This window comes from Vibrio sp. 5S239, assembly GCF_041439575.1.
GTDB classification, from domain to species: Bacteria; Pseudomonadota; Gammaproteobacteria; order Enterobacterales; family Vibrionaceae; genus Vibrio; species Vibrio kanaloae.
In genome coordinates this window covers 1-24,967 of record NZ_JBGOOM010000008.1, presented here as the reverse complement: position 1 = coordinate 24,967, position 24,967 = coordinate 1, and the positions used below count along the sequence as shown (strand labels likewise).

Sequence of the window (24,967 nt, the reverse complement as noted above, 5' to 3'; positions counted from 1 at the left end):
CTCCTTAGGGAGCCTTTGTTTTTATTCGTACTTTCGAACGATAACGAATTATAACGCCACACCAATGTTACTCACTGGGTCTTCACGCAGTTCGTGGCGTAAATCTTTGATAAGCTCTAGGTCACGCTCAGTCGTTTCACGTAGAGGTCTGAAGATGGCCCATTGCACGTCCCACTCTTCACACACCGCTTCGTTTTCTTTCTGATTTTCGTTCGTCACTTCTTCAGCGCCCTGCGCAAACTCAAGCTCAGCAACTGTCTTTACTGACTGTTGGCTCACTTTAATCACAGCTTCAAGCATATGTTCACGATCAAGTAAGCCATGAATTAGCGTTGCTAAGCCTTGGCATGCATCCATTGCAGGGTAAACACCATAGAAATCAAAATCATCTGCGCTAGGAAACAGTTCTTCGACTTTCTCTAGTTGGCGTTCAAAGTTCACCTTTGCCGTTTTAACCGTTAAGATTTCCCAAATGCTATCCAAAACATCACGATAGATTCGAGCTTCCGCAAATTCTGTATTCTCACAAAACATGGCATAGTTAGGGTACATACGCTCACATAGACACGCCATAAAGGTAATTTGTTGCCAAGGTTCTAACTTTTCAAGACGAACCTGCAGTGGATTCTGAAGCATAGTCACTCAATAATTGCAGAAAAAGACAGCGAAAGTGTACTTGATAAACCTAGGATGGAAAAGGTAGGCCGATGAACAATTTTACGAATAAGCTCTATATTCTTACAGAGCATGACAATACCTATACGCAACTGATTCAAAACCAGGATTTACCCGACCTAGAAATCACTCAAAGCCCCGAATCAGCACAGATTGTCTTGGCATCACCACCTCTAATCACAGAGCGCCTTGGCGAGTTTAAAGAGCTAGACTGGATACAGAGTACCTATGCTGGCATCAATAGACTCACTCAGCCAGATCTGCGTCAGGACTATACGCTAACCAACGTCAAAGGCATCTTTGGCCCGGCTATCGCAGAATACGTGTTGGGTTACACAATCAGTCACTGTAGACATTTCCCTCATTACCACCAGCATCAACAACAACGAAACTGGCAACCACAGCTTTATACTAGCCTAACTGACAAAACTATGGTGATTTTAGGAACAGGTTCAATCGGCAGTCATTTGGCAAAAACCGCGGCGGCTTTTGGTATTCATACCATAGGTGTCAACCGTACCGGTATCCCATCAAAGCAAGAGACCTTTAAAGAGACTTTCCACATCAATGAAATAGAGGCAGCCCTTAAGCAGGCCGATATTGTGGTCAACACCTTGCCATCAACAACCGAAACCTATCAGTTGTTGAACCAAACCACATTAAGTTACTGCTCAAATGTGCTGCTGTTTAATGTCGGTCGTGGAGAGAGTCTAGACAACAAAGCCTTGTTGACCGCCATAAAAAATAGATGGGTAGAGCACGCATTTTTAGATGTGTTTGAAAGTGAGCCCCTCTCTGAGGAGCACCCTTTCTGGAAGCTACCGCAAGTGACGATTACGCCACACATCGCTGCACTCAGTGAACCAAGACAAGTGGTCGAGATCTTCGCAGAGAATTACAAACAGTGGCGAGATGGCTTTACACTTAATCATGTCATCGATTTTGATAAAGGTTACTGATGTCCTCTTCATTACTTAAAGAGATTCGACAATGCCGAGCTTGTGAACCTCACCTATCACATGGTGCCAACCCGGTGATTCAAGAGCATCCAAACGCGCGCTTGTTGATCATAGGTCAAGCGCCGGGGATTAAGGTGCATGAGTCGTCGATACCTTGGAATGACGCCAGTGGTGAACGACTAAGAGAATGGTTAGGGGTAGATAGCGATACTTTTTACGACGAGCAAAAAGTCGCGATTGTGCCTATGGGGTTTTGTTATCCGGGGAAAGGGAAAAGTGGCGATCTCCCACCACGCAAAGAGTGCGCGGGGCTTTGGCACAACAAAGTGCTGCAATCTCTACCCAATATTCAAATGACACTGCTGATTGGCCAGTACGCACAAAACCATTACCTAACAAACAAAACCACCAGCACATTGACCGAAACCGTGCGTGATTGGCAAAGGTGGGCGCCTGAGTTTTTGCCATTACCCCACCCTTCGCCACGCAATAATATCTGGCTCAAGAAGAACCCTTGGTTTGAAAATGAAGTCATTCCTTATATCAGGAAACACATCTCTGAGCATTTGACCTACCATGATCCAAATGCCTAAGTAACTGCACATCACGAGATTAAACCGTGCTCAAATGCCAATCGCAGGCAATAAAAAAGCGCCGTTGGTTTCCCAACAGCGCTTTCAATCATCTTATCTCAGAATTACTTGTGGTAAGGCTTAGACAGTTCGTGAACAGCGTCAACGAACACACCAGCGTTTTCTGGCGGCACATCTAAGTGAATACCGTGGCCTAGGTTAAATACATGACCCGTACCACCGTCGCCAAAGCCTTCAAGAATGCTACCTACTTCTTCACGGATACGTTCTGGTTGAGCGTAAAGCATAGAAGGGTCCATGTTACCTTGCAGTGCCACTTTGTCGCCGATGCGAGCTTTCGCGTCTGCGATGTTGATTGTCCAGTCTAGGCCTACAGCATCACAACCAGTTGCTGCAATAGATTCAAGCCACATGCCACCGTTCTTAGTGAACAGAGTAACCGGTACACGGCGGCCTTCGTTTTCACGGATTAGGCCATCAACGATTTTGTGCATGTACTGCAGCGAGAATAGGTTGTAGTCACGAGGAGTCAGAACACCACCCCATGTATCAAATACCATTACCGATTGAGCACCCGCTTTAATTTGCGCGTTCAGATATTCGATAACACTGTCAGCCAGCTTGTCTAGAAGCAGGTGCAAAGTCTGTGGTTCGGCATACATCATCTTCTTGATCTTGGTGAACGCCTTCGAGCTGCTGCCTTCAACCATATATGTCGCTAGTGTCCATGGACTACCAGAGAAACCAATCAGTGGCACTTCGCCTTTCAGGTCTTTACGGATCTGACGAACGGCATTCATTACGTATTGAAGCTCGCCTTCTGGATCAGGTAGTCCAATCTTCTCTACGTCAGCTTTACACGTGATAGGGCGCTCAAACTTAGGACCTTCACCTGTTTCAAAGTACAAACCTAATCCCATTGCATCAGGGATAGTTAGGATGTCTGAGAACAAGATTGCTGCATCAAGCGGGAAGCGACGCAAAGGTTGAAGGGTTACTTCTGATGCGAGCTCTGCGTTTTTACACAAAGACATGAAGTCGCCTGCTTCTGCACGCGTTGCTTTGTACTCTGGAAGATAGCGGCCAGCTTGGCGCATCATCCACACTGGTGTGCAATCAACAGGCTGTTTTAAAAGTGCGCGTAAATAGCGATCGTTTTTTAATTCGGTCATTCCGTTAAATTCCAATTCAATCTTGTCTAGTTTTGATGGCCAGTATTCTAACACTGATTGAAGGGTAAAAGCTGTGTGCTTTGCAACCTAGATCAAGTTATTAACTTTTAAATCAATGCTTAATTTGCACCCAATTAAAGGACCATGTTAAAAATTTGTTTGCTAGCGAAAATTACAATTATAATATCTGAGTAACTACTACTCAGCATCTCATAACGACATCTTACTTACCCCCTCCACTTGTGGAGGGTTTTTTTTAGCTTTTAGCCACCTATAGGCCTAATACTTTCACAGGCTTTTTAGTGCTCGAGCACCTGCTCAATCACCTCGCCTTTTATCACGCCATCGGCTGTTTTTTCAATCAATTGTCTCGCAATCGTTCCCACTGGAGCCACATCAGGCAGGCTTGCAACATCAAACCATTGAGCATCTGAGAGCTCGCTGTAGTCAGGCTTAAGCGTACCACCAGCGTAATCAGCGAGAAAGCCCATCATCATACTCGATGGAAACGCCCATGGCTGGCTGCCAAAGTAACGAATATTACTGACATCGATCCCTGTCTCTTCTTTGACTTCTCTTGCCACGCACTGCTCTAAGGTTTCTCCAACCTCTAGGAAGCCCGCTATCACAGTATACATCCCTGTTTTATGTCTAGGATGCTGCGCCAACAGTATCTTGTTGTCGTTTCGCACAGCGACAATGATGCACGGGAAGATACGAGGATAATGAAGCGCCCGACAATCACCGCACTGCATCGCTACCTGATTGTGATTAAGGTGATTACGACCGCCGCACTGTGGACAAAAACGCATACTCTGAGTCATGTGCCCATACTGGATGGCTTTGCTTGCCATGAGGAAACTAGATTCAGGCCAGTGAAGTAACTCTCTTAGGTTTACCATGACGAGTTCGATCTCAACATCACAGTCATTGAGCCAATAGACCTTATGCCCTTGGTGATGACCAATACAGATAGCGTACTCAGCATTCAGTCCTAATTCGTCAGCAGAACCGTAAGGAAACTGATCATTACTAACCCAAATATCACTAGCTGAAACGACGCACCAATAAGCTGACTCTGTCATTTTGTTATCACTTTTTAACATCCCTATCCCTCATTGCTTGCAGTTCGTTCATTTTACTGGCAATCTAATTTCATACTAGAGTGGTAGCAAATAATAATTCAAGCTATTACTTTAAGTAGATACCAATAAATGGACCCTGCTTAGGCAATTACTTGATCACAAGGTTGTGATCAGATCATGAGGACATGGTCATGCTAAATAAATTTAAAAAAGTACAAGAACAATGGGGTGGCTCTAATGAGGTCATCGATCATTGGCTCGACACTCGACAGTCTCTAATCGTTGAGTATTGTAAGCTTGCCGCTCTACAGCCTTCATCATCAAAAACAACTGCTGTAACAGAACTACCCTCTCCTGAAGAGCTTCAAAAATTCAGCCAACACCTAGTTGATTACATTTCCGAAGGTCATTTCAAAATTTATGACATGGTGATGGACAAGTGGCAGGCTACAGGCTTCAAAGCAACAGACGAGATTAACCAATCTTATGGTCATATCGTTCTTACCACAGATCCTCTACTCAACTTTACCGATAAGTACGCCGCCATTGATGCTGATGATGCATTAGAAAGTTTGGATAGTGATTTATCACTCATTGGTGAAACCCTTGAGGTGAGGTTTGAAGTTGAAGATCAACTAATACAGCAAATTGCCGACAGCCTAGCGGTTCCGCCAGGAGCTTAATGTTATAACGCTTTATAAGCTTGCCCCTGTGCAAGCTTTTTGTTTTGCCTATGGCTAATCCAAACTATCCACCAGAACCTACTCGTTCTTACTTTAATCTTTAACGATGGTATAGGTTATAGGCCAAATCAGGCTCAACACTAATAGCCAACCTGTTAGCTTGAAAGAACAGAGCTCAGAGCCTACTCATGTCCAAGTCCATTAACCAAATAAGCCAAGCCAGTTTATTGTTTTATTCCTATCGCTAAATACCAATGCGCCAGATACAAAAAAGGCACCCGAAGGTGCCTTTTTCTTATCTCTTAGAGACAACTCGTAGAGCTTACTCTTCTGAAGAGAAACCAGCATTTAGAAGTGCTGCTAGATTGTCAGTAGCTTGTTCAGCTGAAGGACCGTCTTGCTCTTCTTCACGCTTAGCTTGACGCTCTTGGTGGTATGCGAAACCAGTACCAGCTGGGATCAGACGACCAACAATTACGTTCTCTTTCAGACCGCGAAGGTCATCACGCTTACCAGAAACCGCAGCTTCTGTTAGTACGCGAGTCGTTTCTTGGAACGATGCCGCTGAGATAAATGACTCAGTTGCAAGAGATGCTTTAGTAATACCTAGTAGATCACGTTCGAAACGTACTAGTTCTTTACCTTCAGCTTCTAGCTTACGGTTAGCAATCTTAACATTGTGATACTCAACTTGTTCGCCAGGTAGGAACTGAGAGTCACCAGAATGAGTGATTGTACACTTACGTAGCATTTGACGAACGATAGTTTCAATGTGCTTATCGTTAATCTTAACGCCTTGTAAGCGGTAAACTTCTTGAACTTCGTTCGCGATGTACTGAGTCACAGCGTGGATACCACGTAGACGCAGAATATCGTGTGGAGTTTCAGGACCGTCGGCGATTACATCACCACGTTCAATCTTCTCACCTTCGAACACGTTCAATTGACGATGCTTAGGAATCATCTCTTCGTAAGCTTCACCGCCTTCACGAGTGATTACTAGACGACGTTTACCTTTCGTTTCTTTACCGAAAGACACAGTACCTGTGTGCTCAGCAAGAATCGCAGGCTCTTTAGGCTTACGAGCTTCGAATAGGTCTGCTACGCGTGGTAGACCACCGGTGATATCTTTGTTTCCGCTCGATTTTTGAGGGATACGAGATAGTGTGTCACCAATGCCAACTTCAGCGCCGTCTTCAATGTTTACAATCGCTTTACCAGGCAAGAAGTAGTGAGCTGGCATATCAGTACCAGGGATCATTACATCGTTACCTTGCTCGTCAACAAGTTTGATTGCTGGACGCATATCTTTACCTGCTGCTGGACGAGCTGCTGTGTCTGTCACTTCACTTGAAGAAAGACCAGTCAGATCATCTGTTTGACGAGAAACGGTTACGCCATCGATCATATCAACGAACTGGATGCGACCTGCCACTTCAGTGATGATTGGCATGGTGTGAGCTTCCCAGTTAGCGACAACTTCGCCAGCTTCCACTGCGTCGTTATCTGCTTTGCTCAGAATCGAACCGTAAGGAAGTTTATGCTTCTCTTTAGTACGACCGAACTCATCAATAATCGTCATCTCAGATGCACGAGAAGTAATGACTAGCTTCTTATCTTTGTTGATTACGAACTTAGCGTTGTGAAGCTTCACAGTACCCGTAGTTTTAGCTTGGATGCTGTTCTCTGCTGCTGCAGTAGATGCTGCACCACCGATGTGGAACGTACGCATCGTTAACTGTGTACCCGGTTCACCGATAGATTGTGCAGCGATAACACCAACTGCTTCACCTTGGTTCACTAGGTGACCACGTGCTAAGTCACGGCCGTAACACTGCGCACAACAACCGAAGTCTGCATCACAGGTAACTACAGAGCGCACTTTCATGCTATCTACTGAGTTGTCTTCCATGATTTGACACCACTTCTCATCAATCAGAGTATTACGTGGAATCAGTACATCGTCAGTACCAGGCTTAAGAACGTCTTCAGCAACTACACGACCTAGAGCAAGCTCAGAAAGTGCAACTTTAACGTCACCACCTTCGATGTGAGGCATCATGTCGATACCTTCTTGCGTACCACAGTCATGTTCGTGTACTACAACGTCTTGAGCAACGTCTACTAGACGACGAGTTAGGTAACCCGAGTTTGCTGTTTTCAGTGCTGTATCCGCAAGCCCCTTACGAGCACCGTGCGTTGAGATAAAGTACTGAAGGACGTTTAGACCTTCTTTAAAGTTCGCAGTGATCGGCGTTTCGATGATTGAACCATCTGGACGCGCCATCAGACCACGCATACCCGCTAGCTGACGAATCTGAGCTGCAGAACCACGTGCGCCCGAGTCGGCCATCATGTAGATGCTGTTGAACGATTCTTGCTGTTCTTCTTCGCCGTCACGGTTAATAACTGTTTCAGAAGAAAGGTTATCCATCATTGCTTTCGCAACACGGTCGTTCGTAGACGCCCAGATATCGATAACTTTGTTGTAACGCTCACCCGCAGTAACAAGACCAGATTGGAATTGCTCTTGGATTTCACGAACTTCTTCTTCAGCAGATTCAATTTCGTCGTATTTCGCTTGAGGTACAACCATATCGTCGATACCTACAGAAACACCAGAAAGTGCCGCGTATGCAAAACCTGCGTACATGATTTGGTCAGCGAATACGACTGTGTCTTTAAGACCAAGCTTACGGTACGCTTCGTTAAGAAGGGTAGAAATTTGCTTCTTACCTAACTTTTGGTTAACAATGCTGTACGGTAGGCCAGCTGGAACGATTTGCCATAGCATTGCACGGCCGACAGTTGTATCAACCATCTTCGTTTCAGTAGTGCTGTTACCATCTTCGTCTACTACGGTCTCAGTGATACGAACTTTAACGCGAGCGTGTAGCTCTGCACTCTTAGTACGGTATGCCTTCTCAGCCTCTTCAGGGCCAGCAAGGTACATACCTTCGCCTTTCACATTGATCTTTTCACGAGTCATGTAGTAAAGACCCAATACAACGTCCTGAGAAGGTACGATGATCGGATCACCTGACGCTGGCGACAGAATGTTATTCGTCGACATCATCAGTGTACGTGCTTCAAGCTGTGCTTCTAAAGTTAGAGGCACGTGTACCGCCATTTGGTCACCATCGAAGTCGGCGTTGTATGCCGCACACACAAGTGGGTGAAGCTGAATCGCTTTACCTTCGATTAGTACTGGTTCAAACGCTTGGATACCTAGACGGTGAAGTGTAGGTGCACGGTTAAGCAGTACTGGGTGTTCACGGATAACTTCATCTAGGATATCCCAAACGATAGCTTCTTCACGCTCTACCATCTTCTTAGCTGCTTTGATAGTCGTAGCCATGCCACGAGTTTCTAGCTTGCTGTAGATGAACGGCTTAAATAGCTCTAGCGCCATCTTCTTAGGAAGACCACACTGATGTAGACGAAGGTATGGACCTACTGTGATTACAGAACGGCCAGAGTAGTCTACACGTTTACCTAGAAGGTTTTGACGGAAACGACCTTGTTTACCCTTGATCATATCAGCAAGAGATTTCAGAGGGCGCTTGTTCGAACCTGTAATTGCACGACCACGACGACCGTTATCTAGAAGGGCATCAACAGACTCTTGCAACATACGCTTTTCGTTACGTACGATGATGTCTGGAGCCGCTAGCTCTAGAAGGCGCTTCAAACGGTTGTTACGGTTGATCACACGACGATAAAGGTCGTTCAGATCTGAAGTCGCAAAACGACCGCCATCTAGAGGTACTAGAGGACGTAGATCTGGCGGAAGTACCGGAAGAACAGTTAGGATCATCCATTGCGGATCGTTACCCGATGCAATAAACGCTTCCACTAGCTTCAAACGCTTAGTAACTTTCTTACGCTTAGTTTCTGAGTTAGTTGTTTCTAACTCTTCACGCATTTCTTCCACTTCTTGATGAAGGTCCATTGTTGAAAGCAGATCTTTGATCGCTTCAGCACCCATCTTAGCAGTGAATTCGTCACCCCATTCTTCTAGGCGATCCAGATACTCTTCTTCAGTAAGCATCTGAGATTTTTCTAGATCAGTCATACCTGGTTCAGTTACTACGTACATTTCGAAGTAAAGAACACGCTCGATATCACGTAGAGGGATATCCATCAACAAACCGATACGAGACGGTAGTGATTTAAGGAACCAGATGTGAGCCACTGGTGAAGCTAGCTCGATGTGGCCCATTCGGTCACGACGAACTTTAGTTTGTGTAACTTCAACGCCACACTTCTCACAGATAACACCACGGTGCTTCAGGCGCTTGTATTTGCCACAAAGACATTCATAGTCTTTAACTGGACCAAAAATACGTGCACAGAACAGACCATCACGTTCAGGTTTGAACGTACGATAGTTAATTGTTTCCGGCTTTTTAACTTCACCAAAAGACCATGAACGAATCATGTCTGGTGAAGATAGACCGATTTTGATTGCATCAAATTCTTCGGTCTTATGCTGTGCTTTTAGAAAGTTTAATAAGTCTTTCACATTCAGCTCCTGTAAGGAGTTAAAGGAGCTCACTGCTGTAGCAAGCTCCCTTTTACCAAATAATCCTATCTTCTTTTAAAAAGAGGAGGGATTACTCTTCGTCTTCTAGCTCGATGTTGATACCTAGCGAGCGAATCTCTTTCAACAGTACGTTGAACGACTCAGGCATACCAGGTTCCATGCTATGGTTACCGTCTACGATGTTCTTATACATCTTAGTACGGCCGTTAACGTCATCTGACTTAACTGTTAGCATTTCTTGTAGAGTATATGCAGCACCGTATGCTTCTAGTGCCCATACTTCCATCTCACCGAAACGCTGACCACCGAACTGAGCTTTACCACCAAGTGGTTGCTGAGTTACTAGGCTGTAAGAACCCGTCGAACGAGCATGCATCTTGTCATCAACCAAGTGGTTTAGTTTCAGCATGTACATGTAACCAACAGTTACAGGACGCTCAAACGAATCACCAGTACGACCATCAAACAGTTTAAGCTGACCAGATTCTGGCAGATCACCCAGTTTAAGTAGTTCTTTGATTAGAGGCTCAGAAGCACCGTCGAACACAGGAGTAGCAATCGGTAGACCGCCACGTAGGTTCTTAATCAGTGTACGAACTTGATCATCAGACAATTCTGCAATATCAACTTTCTGACGAGTCTCACCAAGATCATAAACCTTCTGTAGGAACTCACGGAACTTATGCAGTTCTTGTTGTTCCTTAACCATTTGGTTGATCTTGTCACCGATACCTTTCGCAGCCAAACCTAAGTGTACTTCTAGGATCTGACCGATGTTCATACGCGATGGTACACCCAGCGGGTTAAGTACGATGTCTACAGGCTGGCCTTTCTCATCGTATGGCATGTCTTCAACAGGGTTAATCTTAGAGATTACACCTTTGTTACCGTGACGACCGGCCATCTTATCACCAGGCTGGATACGACGTTTAACCGCTAGGTAAACTTTAACAATCTTAAGAACGCCAGGCGCTAGATCATCACCTTGAGTGATTTTACGACGCTTAGTTTCAAACTTCTTATCGAAGTCAGCTTTTAGCTCATCCCACTGCTCAGCAAGTTGCTCAAGCTGTGTTTGTAGCGCGTCGTCTTCTAGAACTTGCTCTAACCATTGCTTACGACCGATAGTATCAAGCTTAGCTTCAGAGTAACCACCAGACAGAAGTACAGCTTTAACACGGTTAAGAAGGCCACCCTCAAGAATTTGGAACTCTTCAGTTAGGTCTTTCTTAGCTTCTTTAAGCTGCATCTGTTCGATTTCAAGTGCACGCTTGTCTTTCTCTACGCCATCGCGAGTGAAGACTTGTACATCGATGATAGTACCTGAAACAGAGTTTGGTACACGTAGCGAAGTATCTTTAACATCAGATGCTTTCTCACCAAAGATCGCACGTAGTAGCTTCTCTTCAGGAGTCAGTTGAGTTTCACCTTTAGGGGTTACTTTACCAACTAGGATGTCGCCACCCTTAACTTCAGCACCAATGTAAACGATACCTGACTCGTCTAGTTTAGACAGAGCAGACTCACCTACGTTTGGAATATCAGCTGTGATCTCTTCAGAGCCCAGCTTAGTATCACGAGCCACACAAGATAGTTCTTGAATGTGGATTGTCGTGAAACGGTCTTCTTGAACTACGCGCTCAGATACTAAGATCGAGTCTTCGAAGTTGTAACCGTTCCAAGGCATGAACGCGATACGCATGTTTTGGCCAAGAGCGAGTTCACCAAGGTCAGTTGAAGGACCATCAGCAAGCACGTCGCCTCGTGCAACTGGTTCGCCAGGAAGTACAGTTGGACGTTGGTTAATACATGTATTTTGGTTCGAACGCGTGTACTTAGTTAGGTTGTAGATATCGATACCAGCTTCGCCAGGTACCAATTCATCTTCGTTAACCTTAACTACGATACGAGAAGCGTCTACAGACTGAACTTGACCACCACGCTTAGCAACCGCTGTAACACCAGAGTCAACGGCGATGTTACGTTCAATACCAGTACCGACTAGAGGCTTATCAGCCTTAAGTGTTGGTACTGCTTGACGTTGCATGTTCGCACCCATCAATGCACGGTTCGCATCATCGTGTTCTAGGAACGGGATAAGCGAAGCAGCGATAGATACTACTTGGTTTGTCGCAACGTCCATGTAGTCAACGTGATCACGAGGGTGAAGACCTGATTCACCTTTTTGACGAGCTGTGATTAGCTCATCTGCAAACGTACCTTCTTCTGTAAGAACAGTGTTTGCCTGCGCGATTACGAATTGACCTTCCTGGATTGCAGACAGGTAATCAACTTCTTCTGTTACTACACCATCCACAACACGACGGTACGGAGTTTCTAGGAAACCGTAATCGTTACAACGTGCAAACGCAGATAGCGAGTTAATTAGACCGATGTTTGGACCTTCAGGCGTTTCGATCGGACATAGACGACCGTAGTGAGTTACGTGAACGTCACGTACTTCGAAGCCTGCGCGCTCACGAGTAAGACCACCGGGACCTAAAGCAGAGATACGACGCTTGTGCGTAACTTCTGACAATGGGTTGTTTTGGTCCATGAACTGTGAAAGCTGTGAAGAGCCAAAGAATTCTTTCACTGCAGCAGAGATAGGCTTAGCGTTGATAAGGTCTTGAGGCATGATTGCGTCAAGGTCACCAAGGCTTAGGCGCTCTTTTACGGCACGTTCTACACGAACTAGACCAACACGGAATTGGTTTTCTGCCATTTCACCAACAGAACGGATACGACGGTTGCCAAGGTGGTCGATGTCGTCCACTTCACCAATACCGTTACGGATACCAATCAGTTTCTTCATCACTTCGATGATGTCTGATTCATCCAGAGTACCGCGCTCTTCTTCTTCTTCACGCTCGATAGAGCTGTTGAACTTCATACGGCCTACAGTTGATAGGTCGTAACGATCTTCAGAGAAGAATAGGCTTTCGAACAATGATTCTGCAGCTTCTTTCGTTGGTGGCTCGCCAGGACGCATCATGCGGTAGATTTCTACCAATGCAGAGATGCGATCTACTGTGCTATCGGCACGTAGAGTGTCCGACATGAATGGACCGTGATCTAGGTCATTCGTGAACAGAGTTTGTAGAGCCTTGTGGCCTGCTTGAGACAGGTTAGCAAGTGCTTCTAGGCTAATCTCTTGGTTCGCGCCAACGATGATCTCGCCAGTTGCTTCATTGATGTAATCTTTAGATGCAACTTTACCAACGATGTACTCTACTGGTACTTCGATGTGCTCAACGCCATCTTTTTCAAGTTGACGGATATGGCGAGCAGTAACACGACGACCAGTCTCAACGTAAGTTTTGCCGTTTGCTTCGATGTCGAATGACGCAGTTTCACCACGTAGACGATCAGGAACCAACTCCATAAGAAGAGTTTGGTCTTTAACTTCGAAGTTCACTTTGTCGAAGAACAGATCAAGGATCTCTTCAGTCGATTTACCAAGTGCACGAAGAATAATCGATGCTGGTAGTTTACGACGACGGTCGATACGTACGAATAAGTTATCCTTAGGATCGAACTCAAAGTCTAACCATGAGCCACGGTAAGGAATTACACGTGCGTTATAAAGAACTTTACCTGATGAGTGAGTCTTACCCTTATCACTGTCGAAGAACACGCCTGGGCTTCGGTGCAGCTGGGATACGATAACCCTCTCGGTACCATTAATTACGAAAGTACCATTGTCTGTCATAAGCGGAATTTCGCCCATGTAGACTTCTTGTTCTTTAATGTCTTTTACAGTACCTGCTGGTGCGTCTCGATCAAAGATAACTAAACGTAGTTTTACGCGTAGTGGCTTTGAGTAAGTAACACCGCGGATTTGACATTCTTTAACGTCAAAAACTGGCTCACCAAGACGGTAGCTAACGTATTGCAGCTCAGAATTGCCGTTGTAGCTCTGAATTGGAAATACAGAACGGAAAGCAGCTTCAAGACCGTATTGACCTTCAGGATCCTGTTCGATGAATTTGTCGAAAGAATCAAGCTGGATCGATAGTAGGTATGGAATGTCCAAAACTTGTGGACGAGTACCAAAATCCTTACGGATGCGCTTTTTCTCGGTATAAGAGTAAACCATGGGGTTCCTCAGCTCGCTGATAAGTGACCCAAACCACCCAAAACACTCTTCAGAGGGGGTGGTGACAAACAGCTGTTTACTGTAGTGAACAATCATTTCGAAAAAATGACTGTTTTTTTGCTCGGATTATGACGGTTAAACAGCGGAAATTTCGTCATAGCCCTACAGCGCAAAAAGGCCGGTGGTTAATTAACCACCAGCCATTAGCCTTTCGGCTATGAAATTAAGTAGTAATTACTTAACTTCAACAGAAGCGCCAGCTTCTTCTAGCTGTGCTTTAAGAGCTTCAGCTTCAGCTTTGTCAACGCCTTCTTTAAGCGCTGCAGGAGCTGAGTCTACAAGACCTTTAGCTTCTTTAAGACCTAGGCCAGTTGCGCCACGTACAGCTTTGATAACTTGTACTTTGTTAGCGCCAGCACCTGTTAGGATAACGTCGAATTCAGTTTGCTCAGCAGCAGCTTCGCCGCCAGCAGCGCCGCCAGCTACAACAGCAGCTGCTGCAGTAACGCCGAATTTCTCTTCCATAGCTTCGATAAGCTCAACAACTTGCATTACAGACATTTCTGCAACTGCGTCTAGGATTTGCTCGTTAGTAATAGACATAACAATTCTCTTTTAAGTCAACAATAAGTTTAAATAGCAACCAGTGAAAAGCAAGGCTTATGCCGCAGCTTCTTCTTTTTGGTCGCGAACAGCAGCGATAGTACGAACCAGCTTGCCAGCAGAAGCTTCTTTCATGCACATCATTAGGCGTGCAATTGCTTCGTCGTAAGTTGGTAGTGTCGCTAGTACTTCAGCATCAGTAACTGCGCCTTCAAATGCAGCAGCTTTGATCTCGAAATCTTTATTCTCTTTAGCGAAGTCTTTGAAAAGACGCGCTGCAGCACCTGGGTGCTCATTAGAGAATGCGATCAGAGTAGGACCAGTGAAAGTGTCTACTAGACACTCGTAGTCTGTACCCTGAACCGCACGGCGTGCTAGTGTGTTACGAACAACTTTCATGTAAACACCCGCTTCGCGAGCTTGTTTACGTAGAGAAGTCATTGCGCCAACTTCAACGCCACGAGAATCAGCTACAACTGCAGAAAGTGCACCACTGGCAGCTTCGTTGACTTCAGCAACAATTGCTTTTTTGTCTTGAAGATTTAAAGCCATTTGGATTAACCTCTGGTTGTGATTACAGCACCCAATACAAAATGTATTGAGCGTTTACGATGTTATTTAAAAATGAATAAATTCACTTCAAACCACAACATCGCCTACGTAGGTTTTATTAAGCCATCAACAATCTGATGAAAATCGATAGCGCCTACGGTCTTGGGATAGATAATTTCAAATTGCTTTAAAACCATCCAACCACAAATATTAGGCGCAGAAGTATACACTAAATCTGCGCCTAAGCAAATTAGTTTGCTTGAGTATCAAGACTAGCTTGATCAACAGCAACACCAGCACCCATCGTAGTCGAGATGCTTACTTTCTTCAGGTAAGAACCTTTAGCTGAAGAAGGCTTAGCTTTCTTAAGAGCAACTAGAAGTGCTTCTAGGTTCTCTTGAAGCTGGTTAGCTTCGAAAGATGCTTTACCGATAGTAGTGTGGATGATGCCGTTCTTGTCGTTACGGTAACGAACCTGACCAGCTTTAGCGTTCTTAACCGCTTCAGCAACGTTAGGAGTTACAGTACCAACTTTAGGGTTTGGCATAAGGCCGCGTGGACCTAGGATTGTACCTAGTTGACCAACAACACGCATTGCATCTGGAGAAGCAACAACTACGTCGAAGTTCATTTCGCCTTTTTTCACTTGCTCAGCAAGATCTTCCATACCAACGATATCTGCGCCAGCAGCTTTAGCAGCTTCTGCGTTTGCACCTTGAGTGAAAACAGCAACGCGGATGTCACGGCCAGTACCGTGAGGTAACACAGTTGCGCCACGAACGTTTTGGTCAGATTTACGAGCATCGATGCCTAGGTTAACAGCAACGTCTACAGACTCAACGAACTTAGCAGTTGCTAGTTCTTTAAGAAGAGCAACAGCTTCGTTGATCTCGTATTCTTTAGTTGAATCAACTTTGTCGCGGATTACGCGCATACGCTTAGTAAGTTTTGCCATGATCTTATCCCTCTACCACTAGGCCCATTGAACGAGCAGTACCAGCAATAGAACGCTTCATTGCTTCGATGTCAGCACCAGTCATATCAGCAGCTTTAGTTTCTGCGATTTCTTGGATTTGAGCGTCAGTTACAGTGCCCACTTTTTCAGTGTTTGGACGACCAGAACCAGACTTAACGCCAGCAGCTTTCTTAAGAAGAACAGCAGCAGGTGGAGTCTTAGTTACGAACGTGAAAGAACGGTCGTTGTAAACAGTAATAACTACTGGAGTAGGTAGACCTTTCTCAACAGATTCTGTTTTTGCGTTGAACGCTTTACAGAATTCCATGATGTTCACGCCGTGTTGACCTAGAGCAGGACCAACCGGTGGACTTGGGTTTGCCATACCAGCTGCAACTTGCAGTTTGATATAAGCTTCAACTTTCTTAGCCATGATATTTCCTAATATTTGGGTACATGCGCCAGCCGTCAAGCAAGCTCCCCATAATTTCAATTAACTCTTTTCCGCTTCCATAGAAGCAAAAAGGCGCGAAATTATAATCATAATTCGCGCCTTTAACAACCCTAAAAAGGTGATTTTTTATACTCTTTGATTTTGAACAGCTTATAAACTATTTATCCACAACTTGCTCAAAAGGTAAGAGTATTAATCCAGTTTTTCGACTTGACCAAATTCAAGCTCAACCGGTGTTGCACGACCAAAGATCGATACAGATACCTTAATACGGCTTTTCTCGTAATCTACTTCTTCAACAGTACCGTTAAAATCAGCAAATGGACCATCGTTCACACGAACCACTTCACCCGCTTCGAACATTGTCTTAGGACGTGGAGACTCGCTCGCTTTCTCTAGACGGTTCAAAATAGCATCAGCTTCTTTATCAGTGATTGGTGCAGGACGATCAGAGGTACCACCAATGAAGCCCATAACACGCGGAATGCTGCGTACTAAGTGCCATGATTCATCATTCATGATCATTTGAACTAAGACGTAGCCAGGGAAGAATTTACGTTCACTTTTACGGCGTTGACCTGCACGCATTTCCACTACTTCTTCAGTAGGTACTAAAACGTCACCAAAGAATTCTTCCATGTTGTGCATTTTAATATGCTCGCGTAGCGACTGAGCAACACGACCTTCAAAGCCAGAAAAGGCTTGAACTACATACCAACGTTTTTTTGGAGCTTCACTCATGAATCAGAACCCTCTACACCCCAGTTGCTAGAGAAACTAGACGGACCATAATGCCGTCAATTCCCCAAAGCACTAGAGACATAACAATACATACAGCTAAAACGATCAATGCAGTTTGCATAGTTTCTTGGCGAGTAGGCCAAACAACTTTACGAATCTCCATTCGAGATTCTTTTGCAAAATCGATCGCAGCTTTACCTTTAGTTGTTGTTGCTGCAACGCCTAGTGCGGCAGCAATCAGCACAACTACACCTGCAGCGCGAATCACAACAGACAATTCACCATACAGGTAATTACCCACAACAGCAGCAGCCAACAGAACAAAAGCGACAATCCACTTCATTGTATCTGCTGCACTTGAGCTATCAGGAGTTTCAGCGTTTGCTTTCATAAAACCAACCTGTGACAAGCCTTAAATATAGACGACAATAACCCCGCTGTTGCAGGGCACATTCCTTTGCGTTGCAAAACAACACATCTAACAGTCATTTTAGCCAAAAAGACCGTTTAATTCCTTGCTAAGAGTCGAAATTGATGCCAAATCGCTCAACTCTTTTTTTAGCGCAGAAAAAGGGCATCAAATGATGCCCTTTTTACTAGTGGTTCGTCAAATCTTATGCAAAGATTTTAGCTACAACACCAGCACCAACAGTACGGCCACCTTCGCGGATTGCGAAACGTAGACCTTCGTCCATTGCGATTGGAGCAATTAGCTCAACAGTCATTTGAACGTTGTCACCTGGCATTACCATTTCTACGCCTTCTGGTAGAGTGATATCGCCTGTTACGTCAGTTGTACGGAAGTAGAACTGTGGACGGTAACCCTTGAAGAAAGGAGTGTGACGGCCGCCTTCGTCTTTAGAAAGTACGTATACTTCAGACTCAAACTTAGTGTGTGGGTTGATTGAACCTTTCGCAGAAAGTACTTGGCCACGTTCAACGTCATCACGCTTAGTACCACGTAGAAGTGCACCAACGTTCTCACCTGCACGACCTTCGTCAAGCAGTTTACGGAACATTTCAACACCAGTACAAGTAGTAAGAGTTGTCTCTTTGATACCAACGATTTCTACTTCGTCACCTACACGTAGGATACCGCGCTCGATACGACCAGTTACAACAGTACCACGACCTTGAATTGAGAATACGTCTTCAATTGGTAGTAGGAACGGTTGGTCTACTGCACGCTCTGGCTCTGGGATGTAAGAATCTAGTGCTTCTGCAAGCTCAACAATCTTGTCTTCCCACTGCTTCTCGCCGTTTAGTGCGCCAAGTGCAGAACCTTGGATAACTGGTAGGTCATCACCTGGGAAATCGTATTCAGAAAGAAGTTCACGAACTTCCATCTCAACTAGCTCAAGTAGCTCTTCGTCATCAACCATGTCACATTTGTTCATGAATACGATGATGTAAGGGATACCAACTTGACGACCAAGTAGGATGTGCTCACGAGTTTGAGGCATAGGGCCGTCAGTCGCAGCAACAACTAGGATGCCGCCGTCCATTTGTGCAGCACCAGTGATCATGTTTTTAACATAATCCGCGTGTCCTGGACAGTCTACGTGTGCGTAGTGACGTGATGGAGTGTCGTACTCAACGTGAGAAGTAGCGATTGTGATACCGCGCTCACGCTCTTCTGGAGCGTTATCGATAGATGCGAAATCTTTAGCAACACCACCGTACACTTTTGCAAGTGTAGTACAGATAGCAGCAGTTAGAGTTGTTTTACCGTGGTCAACGTGGCCGATAGTACCAACGTTTACGTGCGGTTTCGTACGTTCAAATTTTTCTTTAGACATGGGGTGTCCCTCTAGGTACGGATTAGGTGGCTTACAATAAGACCACGCAACCAAAAAATGGTTTTCTTAATAAAAAGGAGAAGAAGCTTTAGACTGGTGCTAATACTCAGACTCGAACTGGTGTCTTCACCCTTTACTGAGGGTGAAATCTACCGACTGAGCTTATATCAGCACACAAAATGAGTTGGAGCGTGCAGCGGGAATCGAACCCGCATCATCAGCTTGGAAGGCTGAGGTAATAGCCATTATACGATGCACGCAACACGTAACTCTGCTTGAGCTATTTAACCTTTAGAATATGGTGGAGGGGGACGGATTCGAACCATCGAAGGCAGTGCCGGCAGATTTACAGTCTGCTCCCTTTGGCCACTCGGGAACCCCTCCAAATTTTGAGCTTCCTCTCGCTTACCTTATTGGAAGGGAGAAAGTGGTGCCGACTACCGGAGTCGAACTGGTGACCTACTGATTACAAGTCAGTTGCTCTACCTACTGAGCTAAGTCGGCACAAGTGGGGCGCATTTTATTGAATGATTTTCCACCTTGCAATAGCAAATTGAAAAAAAGTGAAAAAATCTCGTATCAAATTCCTCTATATCGCTATTTCGCTCAAGGTTTCTGTCTTTAACTCGTATCTAACACAGGAAGATATTTTATTTATCTAGCGCTTGATGTATTTTCCATGCTCTTATTTTGTTATCCACTATAGAGTTTTGTATGAGCCCATTTATGTCATTTGACCGCGAACGCTGGTCGGAGTTAAGGAATTCAGTTCCTATGACACTTTCTGAAAGCGACTTAAAAGAGCTTCAAGGCATCAATGAAAAGCTCACAATGGAAGAAGCTGTGGAGATCTATTTACCGCTATCTCGCCTATTGAACCTCTATGTGGCAGCCAGACAAAACAGAAATTCAATACTTCATCAATTTCTTGATAAGAAAGAAAAAGCGCCACCTTTCATCATCGGTATAGCAGGTAGTGTTGCGGTTGGAAAAAGTACAACGGCTCGGTTGCTCAAGGCATTATTATCGCGTTGGGAGAACCATCCAAAGGTAGAGCTTGTGACCACAGATGGTTTCTTGTATCCAAATAAAGTGCTGGAAGAAAAAGGCTTAATGAGCAAGAAAGGGTTTCCCGAATCCTACGACATCAAGCGTTTAGTGAAGTTTGTTTCTGATGTAAAAGCATGCCAAAGAAATGTCACAGCACCAGTATACTCGCATCTTACTTATAACATCACAGATGAGGAAAAATGCGTCGACCTGCCAGATGTGCTTATTATTGAAGGGCTTAATGTCTTGCAGACAGGCATGAACTACCCACACGAGCCGCATCGTGTCTTTATCTCCGATTTCCTCGACTTTTCACTCTACGTTGATGCTGATAGTAAACAAATTAAAGAGTGGTACATCAATCGTTTTTTCAAATTCCGCGATGGTGCGTTTACCAAACCAGGTTCATATTTTAGTCATTACACGAAATTATCAAACCAAGCAGCTTTAGATAAAGCGGAAGGGATCTGGCGCTCAATCAATGGCTTGAACCTAGAACAAAATATTCTCCCAACAAGGGAAAGAGCGCACCTAATCCTTCGTAAAGGTGCAGACCACATGGTTGAAGAAGTACTACTAAGAAAATAGGAAGGTCTTAGCTACCTTTCCTTAGTGAGATTTCACCGCCGATATAACTTTCTATACCATTCTCGGTTTTGAGTAACACAGCACCCTGCTCATCAATACCTTGTACGACACCTTCAATTTCTCGAGGTCCAATAATCAGCTTCACATTGCGACCTAAGAAGTTATCCAAGCGGTTCCAACGCTCTACAAAATTGGACATCCCTTTCAGCTCATAATCGACAAGAGACTTATCCCAGGCATTGATTAGAGCCTGCGCTAACTGACTACGGTCTGGCACCTTCCCATCACACACTTCTTTAAGGGAAGTCCATGGCTGGCCAATACCTGATGTTGTTGGATCCATGGATAAGTTTAGCCCTAAACCAATCACAATATGTGCAGCGCCACCAGACTGTCCTGACAGCTCGACCAAGATACCTGCAAGCTTCTTATCATTGTGGTAGAGGTCGTTCGGCCATTTGAGCTTTACACCTTCTACACCCATTTCTTCCAAAGCTTCAACAACAGCAACACCAACCACAAGGCTTAAGCCCATCGCGGCAGCCATCCCTGCGTCAAGTCTCCAATACATTGAAAGATAGAGGTTTGCACCGAATGGCGATACCCACTCTCGTCCACGGCGTCCACGACCCGCAGCTTGATATTCAGCAATACAGACAGAACCCGATTCGAGGGTGTTAGTACGCTCTAATAGGTGTTGGTTTGTAGAACCTATGATGGGAATGAGTTCAAGAGAAGCATCGCGACTAACTGCAGACAATTTTTCTTGGTCAAGCATATCCAAACGACTGGCTAGCTTGTAACCCTTGCCTTGTACTCGATAGATATCTAAACCCCACTCTTGAATACCTTTAATGTGCTTACTGATAGCCGCTCGTGATACACCAATCATTTCACCTAGGTCTTCACCTGAATGAAACTCACCGTCAGCAAGGCATCTCAATAGTGCAAGCTTGGTACTGTGTTCTCTCATGCCAATGACTCCAAAGCCTTGTCTAGGTTTGTCTCGCAGTCTCGTCCCATAAAGCGCACTTCATGTTCCAATCGAATATCGAATTTATTCAAAACGGACTGGCGCACTCGCTCTGCAAGCTTAAGGATATCCACAGCAGAAGCCTCATCATAATTGATAATAACCAATGCTTGGTTGGGGTGAACCTGAGCGCCACCTTCTGTCACACCCTTGAACTGGCATTGATCAATAAGCCAGCCAGCAGCAACTTTGATCATGTCATTACTCTCATAGCCAACCATATTTGGATATAGAGCTAACAAGCGATCAAAATGATCTTTGGTGATCACAGGGTTTTTGAAGAAACTGCCCGCATTCCCTTGTACTTTAGGGTCTGGTAGCTTACTTGAACGGATAGCACACACTTCATCAAATATAGTACGAGGAGAAAGACTATCAGCAGCTAGGCTTTTCAAAGGACCATAGTGATTACAGGGCTGCCACTCTTTAGGTAACGTTAAACCAATCGCAACAACAATCGCTTTACCGTAGAGAGCGTGTTTGAAAATAGAGTCTCGGTAACCAAAGAGACACTCTTCTTTGCTTAAGCGCTTAACTGTATAAGTATCCAGACACAGGATGTCGACATACTCACATACGTCTTGCAGTTCAACACCATACGCACCAATATTCTGAATCGGAGCTGAGCCTGAACAACCCGGTATCATTGCTAGATTTTCTAGACCACCCAGCCCCTTATCCACACTCCACTCAACCAAGCTTGGCCAATCTTCCCCCCCACTAACATGCAGTAGGTGATGACTGCCCATCTCGGTCAACTCAATCCCGGCCAATTTATTCACAATGACCAGACCAGCGAAGTGCTCAGTAAAAAGCATATTACTGCCCTTACCCAGTATTAACTTAGGCAAAGCTGACCATTTAGGGTCTTTGTAAAGCGAAATCAGTTCTTCGGTAGTGGTGACTTCAACCAACGCATCACACGTCTGATCGATGGAAAAAGTATGAACATTTTTTAAACTAGCATTGAGATGGAATTGCATGGCGATATTCAATTAACTTACACTGCGGTCATTCTACAGCAGATAAACCAATGGCGCAGTGACTGAATGAACAATGTCATCATTACTCAATTAGACCCAGTAAAGGTTCCCCTAGTTAAACGTTTCTATAAAGAACATTACCCAACGGGAAAAGCGAATAAGAGTGAACTGATCTATTCGTTATTACTGAATAACGAGCTGTGCGGTGTCGTGCGTTTTCGTACAATAGAAAATAATCGCTTACTTACTGGAATGGCGATATCAAAACAACATCGTGGTAAGCAATTAGGCTCCCAGCTTATGGATTATTGTGCGCAATATACGCTTACGGAAGACGATTACTGCTTTGCGTACGCTCATCTCACCAATTTTTATGCACGACACAAATTCGTACAAGTAGACCCTAAAGATCTACCAAATGGTTTAAGAGTTTTATACGAGCGCTATTCGAATAGCGGAAAAGATCTCATTCCTATGCATTATCAGCAAAATTGTTAGAGAATGCCTCGATTATCTAGTATTTGGTGCTATCCCTTTGGTAAAATTAAAGGTTCGCAATTTTGCATATTTTTAAGGTAAAACAGTCAATATGATTGCCAGTAGGAATCCATTCATACAGTTGCCAACCATAGCGCAGAATCCTGACAAGTTTGAAGTACTACTATCAGCGCAAGAGTTTCGAACTCGCCTACTTGATGAGATATCTCGCGCAACGACTCGTATTAGTTTAGTCGCTTTGTATCTTGAAGATGATGAGGCTGGCCGTGAGATCCTAACTGCCTTATATGAAGCAAAGCAAAAGAACCCAGAATTAAACGTGAGCGTTTGTGTCGATTGGCACCGAGCGCAGCGTGGATTGATTGGTGCAGAGTCTTCTGAAGGCAATGCAGCCATGTATAAAGAGTTCGCAGAGAAATATCAGCACTCTGTACCCGTCTATGGCATTCCAGTTCGCGGCAAAGAAGTCTTTGGCGTATTGCACTTAAAAGGCTTTATCATCGATGACAGCGTGATATACAGCGGTGCCAGTCTTAATAATATCTATCTTAATTACCATGACCGTTATCGCTTTGATCGCTACCATGTTTTAAACAACGCAGCGCTTGCAGATTCAATGTTTGCGTATGTACACGATCAGATGGTTCCAGACAGTGCAGTTTACGACTTAGCTGATAAAAACAAGCCAATCACAAAAGAACTAAAACCAACAATTCGTCAGTTCCGCGCATCACTTGCGAGATCTCAGTATAAATTCGATGGGCAAGATGTATCTCCAGAGCAAGTCGCCGTTACGCCATTAGTCGGAATAGGTAAGAGACGTAACCGCTTGAATCAAGGAATCAACCAACTCATTGCCCAAGCTAAAGATGAGATATTCATCTGCACCCCCTACTTCAACTTCCCTCCTAGCTTAGCTAAGGAAGTTAAGAAGGCGTTAAAACGCGGGGTCAAGGTTAGTATTGTTGTTGGTGATAAAACAGCGAACGATTTTTTTATCTCACCAGAAGAAGAGTTTAAAACAATTGGTGGATTACCATACCTTTATGAGTTGAACCTACGCCGTTTTGCCAAAGCCAATGAAGCGAATATCGCCAGTCGCAATCTATCGATCCGCCTTTGGAAACATGACTCCAATAGTTTTCATCTTAAAGGTATTTGGGTCGATAAGCGCTATATGCTGCTAACGGGTAGTAACCTAAACCCTAGAGCATGGAAACTTGATCTAGAGAACGGTATATTTATCCAAGACAATTACCATCATCTAACCGATAAGTTCCAAGTTGAGGTTGATAATATCCTTCAACATACCCAGTTAATTTGCACTTATAAGCAGTTAGACAAGATAGATAGCTACCCGTTGGACGTACAAAAGCTACTTCGTAAGATAACTCGAGTGAAAGCCGACAGAGTACTAAAACAGATACTTTAAGTTTCTTTCTAAGCTATTACCTAGGTGCCCAGCCTCGTCGCTGGGCATTTTATTCTAGGTAAGAAGCTTAAAATTAATATCAAATGGCTATATCTATTCTGAAACCATTTCCTCGAGAGCCTGCTAGCACCCACTTACAGCAATGGTATTTAGGTAACTCTTGATAAACCTCAGATGAGATATTACTTTTTTGTAATCGTCATCTAAGGCTAAAATCCATATGCCAGAAACGACAAAAGCCTAGTCGTAAGACTAGGCTTTCTAATAAGTGGCGGAGTGGACGGGACTCGAACCCGCGACCCCCGGCGTGACAGGCCGGTATTCTAACCAACTGAACTACCACTCCGCAGTGGTCAACTCACTAAGTGAGCGTCCATATCTCCAGGTCGGTCAACCTAAAGATTTAATTTAAAGCCTGGCGATGTCCTACTCTCACATGGGGAAGCCCCACACTACCATCGGCGCTA

20 protein-coding genes and 5 tRNA genes are annotated in these 24,967 nt (G+C 44.6%); 6 read left to right on the top strand and 19 right to left on the bottom strand.

All coding sequences use genetic code 11. The features are described from left to right. Positions 1-48: 48 nt before the first annotated feature. Entirely contained in the window at positions 49-636 is a 588-nt protein-coding gene (locus tag ACED48_RS08560) for a YjaG family protein (RefSeq protein WP_017055908.1), read from the bottom strand. A gap of 71 nt (positions 637-707) precedes the next feature. Between ACED48_RS08560 and ACED48_RS08555 the strand changes: the two genes are divergently transcribed. Further along, on the top strand, positions 708-1,634 hold the full coding sequence (locus ACED48_RS08555; RefSeq protein WP_017055909.1) for a D-2-hydroxyacid dehydrogenase: 927 nt from the start codon (positions 708-710) through the stop codon (positions 1,632-1,634). Then, a complete protein-coding gene (locus tag ACED48_RS08550; RefSeq protein WP_017055910.1) occupies positions 1,634-2,227 on the top strand; it encodes a uracil-DNA glycosylase family protein in 594 nt (197 codons plus the stop codon). The genes ACED48_RS08555 and ACED48_RS08550 overlap by 1 nt, the downstream gene beginning before the upstream one ends. Positions 2,228-2,331: 104 nt before the next feature. Here ACED48_RS08550 and hemE read toward each other — a convergent pair whose 3' ends face one another. Next, positions 2,332-3,399, bottom strand: coding sequence for a uroporphyrinogen decarboxylase (hemE, locus tag ACED48_RS08545; protein WP_017055911.1), 1,068 nt, complete (start codon positions 3,397-3,399; stop codon positions 2,332-2,334). A 299-nt stretch (positions 3,400-3,698) separates the two neighbouring features. Continuing rightward, positions 3,699-4,505: an NAD(+) diphosphatase gene (gene nudC / locus ACED48_RS08540; protein ID WP_017055912.1), complete on the bottom strand. Its 807-nt coding sequence runs from the start codon at positions 4,503-4,505 to the stop codon at positions 3,699-3,701. 164 nt (positions 4,506-4,669) lie between these two features. On the opposite strand from nudC, the gene ACED48_RS08535 reads away from it, so the two are divergent. Beyond that, positions 4,670-5,167, top strand: a complete 498-nt coding sequence (locus tag ACED48_RS08535; RefSeq protein ID WP_032547880.1) for an Rsd/AlgQ family anti-sigma factor — start codon at positions 4,670-4,672, stop codon at positions 5,165-5,167. 322 nt (positions 5,168-5,489) lie between these two features. Here ACED48_RS08535 and rpoC read toward each other — a convergent pair whose 3' ends face one another. The 13 genes from rpoC to ACED48_RS08470 form a co-directional block, all read right to left on the bottom strand. Then, positions 5,490-9,692, bottom strand: a complete 4,203-nt coding sequence (rpoC, locus tag ACED48_RS08530; RefSeq protein WP_017055914.1) for a DNA-directed RNA polymerase subunit beta' — start codon at positions 9,690-9,692, stop codon at positions 5,490-5,492. 91 nt (positions 9,693-9,783) lie between these two features. Beyond that, the gene (rpoB, locus tag ACED48_RS08525; RefSeq protein WP_017055915.1) at positions 9,784-13,812 is read right to left on the bottom strand and encodes a DNA-directed RNA polymerase subunit beta; all 4,029 of its coding nucleotides are present in this window, start codon (positions 13,810-13,812) and stop codon (positions 9,784-9,786) included. Positions 13,813-14,046: 234 nt separating this feature from the next. Next, the gene (gene rplL, locus ACED48_RS08520) at positions 14,047-14,415 is read right to left on the bottom strand and encodes a 50S ribosomal protein L7/L12 (RefSeq protein ID WP_017055916.1); all 369 of its coding nucleotides are present in this window, start codon (positions 14,413-14,415) and stop codon (positions 14,047-14,049) included. A 57-nt stretch (positions 14,416-14,472) separates the two neighbouring features. Next, entirely contained in the window at positions 14,473-14,967 is a 495-nt protein-coding gene (gene rplJ / locus ACED48_RS08515) for a 50S ribosomal protein L10 (RefSeq protein WP_010435550.1), read from the bottom strand. A gap of 250 nt (positions 14,968-15,217) precedes the next feature. Continuing rightward, on the bottom strand, positions 15,218-15,922 hold the full coding sequence (gene rplA / locus ACED48_RS08510) for a 50S ribosomal protein L1 (RefSeq protein ID WP_017055917.1): 705 nt from the start codon (positions 15,920-15,922) through the stop codon (positions 15,218-15,220). 4 nt (positions 15,923-15,926) lie between these two features. Further along, positions 15,927-16,355 (bottom strand): 50S ribosomal protein L11, encoded by a 429-nt coding sequence (gene rplK / locus ACED48_RS08505; RefSeq protein ID WP_026084318.1) that lies wholly within the window; start codon positions 16,353-16,355, stop codon positions 15,927-15,929. A gap of 213 nt (positions 16,356-16,568) precedes the next feature. Then, entirely contained in the window at positions 16,569-17,117 is a 549-nt protein-coding gene (gene nusG, locus ACED48_RS08500; RefSeq protein ID WP_017055919.1) for a transcription termination/antitermination protein NusG, read from the bottom strand. Between the two features lie 13 nt (positions 17,118-17,130). Beyond that, positions 17,131-17,508 (bottom strand): preprotein translocase subunit SecE, encoded by a 378-nt coding sequence (secE, locus tag ACED48_RS08495; protein WP_017055920.1) that lies wholly within the window; start codon positions 17,506-17,508, stop codon positions 17,131-17,133. Positions 17,509-17,731: 223 nt separating this feature from the next. Further along, positions 17,732-18,916, bottom strand: coding sequence for an elongation factor Tu (gene tuf / locus ACED48_RS08490; protein WP_077680933.1), 1,185 nt, complete (start codon positions 18,914-18,916; stop codon positions 17,732-17,734). A gap of 94 nt (positions 18,917-19,010) precedes the next feature. Further along, positions 19,011-19,088 (bottom strand) — tRNA-OTHER (locus tag ACED48_RS08485). A gap of 13 nt (positions 19,089-19,101) precedes the next feature. Then, a tRNA-Gly gene (locus tag ACED48_RS08480) sits at positions 19,102-19,176 on the bottom strand. A gap of 39 nt (positions 19,177-19,215) precedes the next feature. Beyond that, positions 19,216-19,300, bottom strand: a tRNA-Tyr gene (locus ACED48_RS08475). A gap of 44 nt (positions 19,301-19,344) precedes the next feature. Next, positions 19,345-19,420, bottom strand: a tRNA-Thr gene (locus tag ACED48_RS08470). A 210-nt stretch (positions 19,421-19,630) separates the two neighbouring features. Between ACED48_RS08470 and coaA the strand changes: the two genes are divergently transcribed. Further along, entirely contained in the window at positions 19,631-20,554 is a 924-nt protein-coding gene (gene coaA / locus ACED48_RS08465) for a type I pantothenate kinase (RefSeq protein WP_029626842.1), read from the top strand. Positions 20,555-20,561: 7 nt separating this feature from the next. Here coaA and birA read toward each other — a convergent pair whose 3' ends face one another. Both birA and murB read right to left on the bottom strand, forming a co-directional pair. Next, a complete protein-coding gene (gene birA, locus ACED48_RS08460; RefSeq protein WP_017055411.1) occupies positions 20,562-21,527 on the bottom strand; it encodes a bifunctional biotin--[acetyl-CoA-carboxylase] ligase/biotin operon repressor BirA in 966 nt (321 codons plus the stop codon). Next, a complete protein-coding gene (gene murB, locus ACED48_RS08455; protein ID WP_017055410.1) occupies positions 21,524-22,570 on the bottom strand; it encodes a UDP-N-acetylmuramate dehydrogenase in 1,047 nt (348 codons plus the stop codon). Before murB ends, birA begins: the two co-directional genes overlap by 4 nt. Before the next feature lie 66 nt (positions 22,571-22,636). Between murB and ACED48_RS08450 the strand changes: the two genes are divergently transcribed. After that, positions 22,637-23,068, top strand: coding sequence for a GNAT family N-acetyltransferase (locus tag ACED48_RS08450; protein ID WP_017055409.1), 432 nt, complete (start codon positions 22,637-22,639; stop codon positions 23,066-23,068). 91 nt (positions 23,069-23,159) lie between these two features. Beyond that, entirely contained in the window at positions 23,160-24,500 is a 1,341-nt protein-coding gene (gene pssA, locus ACED48_RS08445) for a CDP-diacylglycerol--serine O-phosphatidyltransferase (RefSeq protein WP_017055408.1), read from the top strand. Between the two features lie 269 nt (positions 24,501-24,769). Here the strand turns inward: pssA and ACED48_RS08440 are convergent. Then, positions 24,770-24,846 (bottom strand) — tRNA-Asp (locus ACED48_RS08440). Between the last annotated feature and the right edge of the window lie 121 nt (positions 24,847-24,967).

Bases quoted from the DNA above. Each gene is read 5' to 3' on its own strand.
- ACED48_RS08560 (WP_017055908.1), bottom strand. From the start codon at position 636: ATGCTTCAGAATCCACTGCAGGTTCGTCTTGAAAAGTTAGAACCTTGG.
- ACED48_RS08555 (WP_017055909.1), top strand. From the start codon at position 708: ATGAACAATTTTACGAATAAGCTCTATATTCTTACAGAGCATGACAAT.
- ACED48_RS08550 (WP_017055910.1), top strand. From the start codon at position 1,634: ATGTCCTCTTCATTACTTAAAGAGATTCGACAATGCCGAGCTTGTGAA.
- hemE (WP_017055911.1), bottom strand. From the start codon at position 3,399: ATGACCGAATTAAAAAACGATCGCTATTTACGCGCACTTTTAAAACAG.
- nudC (WP_017055912.1), bottom strand. From the start codon at position 4,505: ATGTTAAAAAGTGATAACAAAATGACAGAGTCAGCTTATTGGTGCGTC.
- ACED48_RS08535 (WP_032547880.1), top strand. From the start codon at position 4,670: ATGGTCATGCTAAATAAATTTAAAAAAGTACAAGAACAATGGGGTGGC.
- rpoB (WP_017055915.1), bottom strand. From the start codon at position 13,812: ATGGTTTACTCTTATACCGAGAAAAAGCGCATCCGTAAGGATTTTGGT.
- rplL (WP_017055916.1), bottom strand. From the start codon at position 14,415: ATGTCTATTACTAACGAGCAAATCCTAGACGCAGTTGCAGAAATGTCT.
- rplJ (WP_010435550.1), bottom strand. From the start codon at position 14,967: ATGGCTTTAAATCTTCAAGACAAAAAAGCAATTGTTGCTGAAGTCAAC.
- rplA (WP_017055917.1), bottom strand. From the start codon at position 15,922: ATGGCAAAACTTACTAAGCGTATGCGCGTAATCCGCGACAAAGTTGAT.
- rplK (WP_026084318.1), bottom strand. From the start codon at position 16,355: ATGGCTAAGAAAGTTGAAGCTTATATCAAACTGCAAGTTGCAGCTGGT.
- nusG (WP_017055919.1), bottom strand. From the start codon at position 17,117: ATGAGTGAAGCTCCAAAAAAACGTTGGTATGTAGTTCAAGCCTTTTCT.
- secE (WP_017055920.1), bottom strand. From the start codon at position 17,508: ATGAAAGCAAACGCTGAAACTCCTGATAGCTCAAGTGCAGCAGATACA.
- tuf (WP_077680933.1), bottom strand. From the start codon at position 18,916: ATGTCTAAAGAAAAATTTGAACGTACGAAACCGCACGTAAACGTTGGT.
- coaA (WP_029626842.1), top strand. From the start codon at position 19,631: ATGAGCCCATTTATGTCATTTGACCGCGAACGCTGGTCGGAGTTAAGG.
- birA (WP_017055411.1), bottom strand. From the start codon at position 21,527: ATGAGAGAACACAGTACCAAGCTTGCACTATTGAGATGCCTTGCTGAC.
- murB (WP_017055410.1), bottom strand. From the start codon at position 22,570: ATGCAATTCCATCTCAATGCTAGTTTAAAAAATGTTCATACTTTTTCC.
- ACED48_RS08450 (WP_017055409.1), top strand. From the start codon at position 22,637: ATGAACAATGTCATCATTACTCAATTAGACCCAGTAAAGGTTCCCCTA.
- pssA (WP_017055408.1), top strand. From the start codon at position 23,160: ATGATTGCCAGTAGGAATCCATTCATACAGTTGCCAACCATAGCGCAG.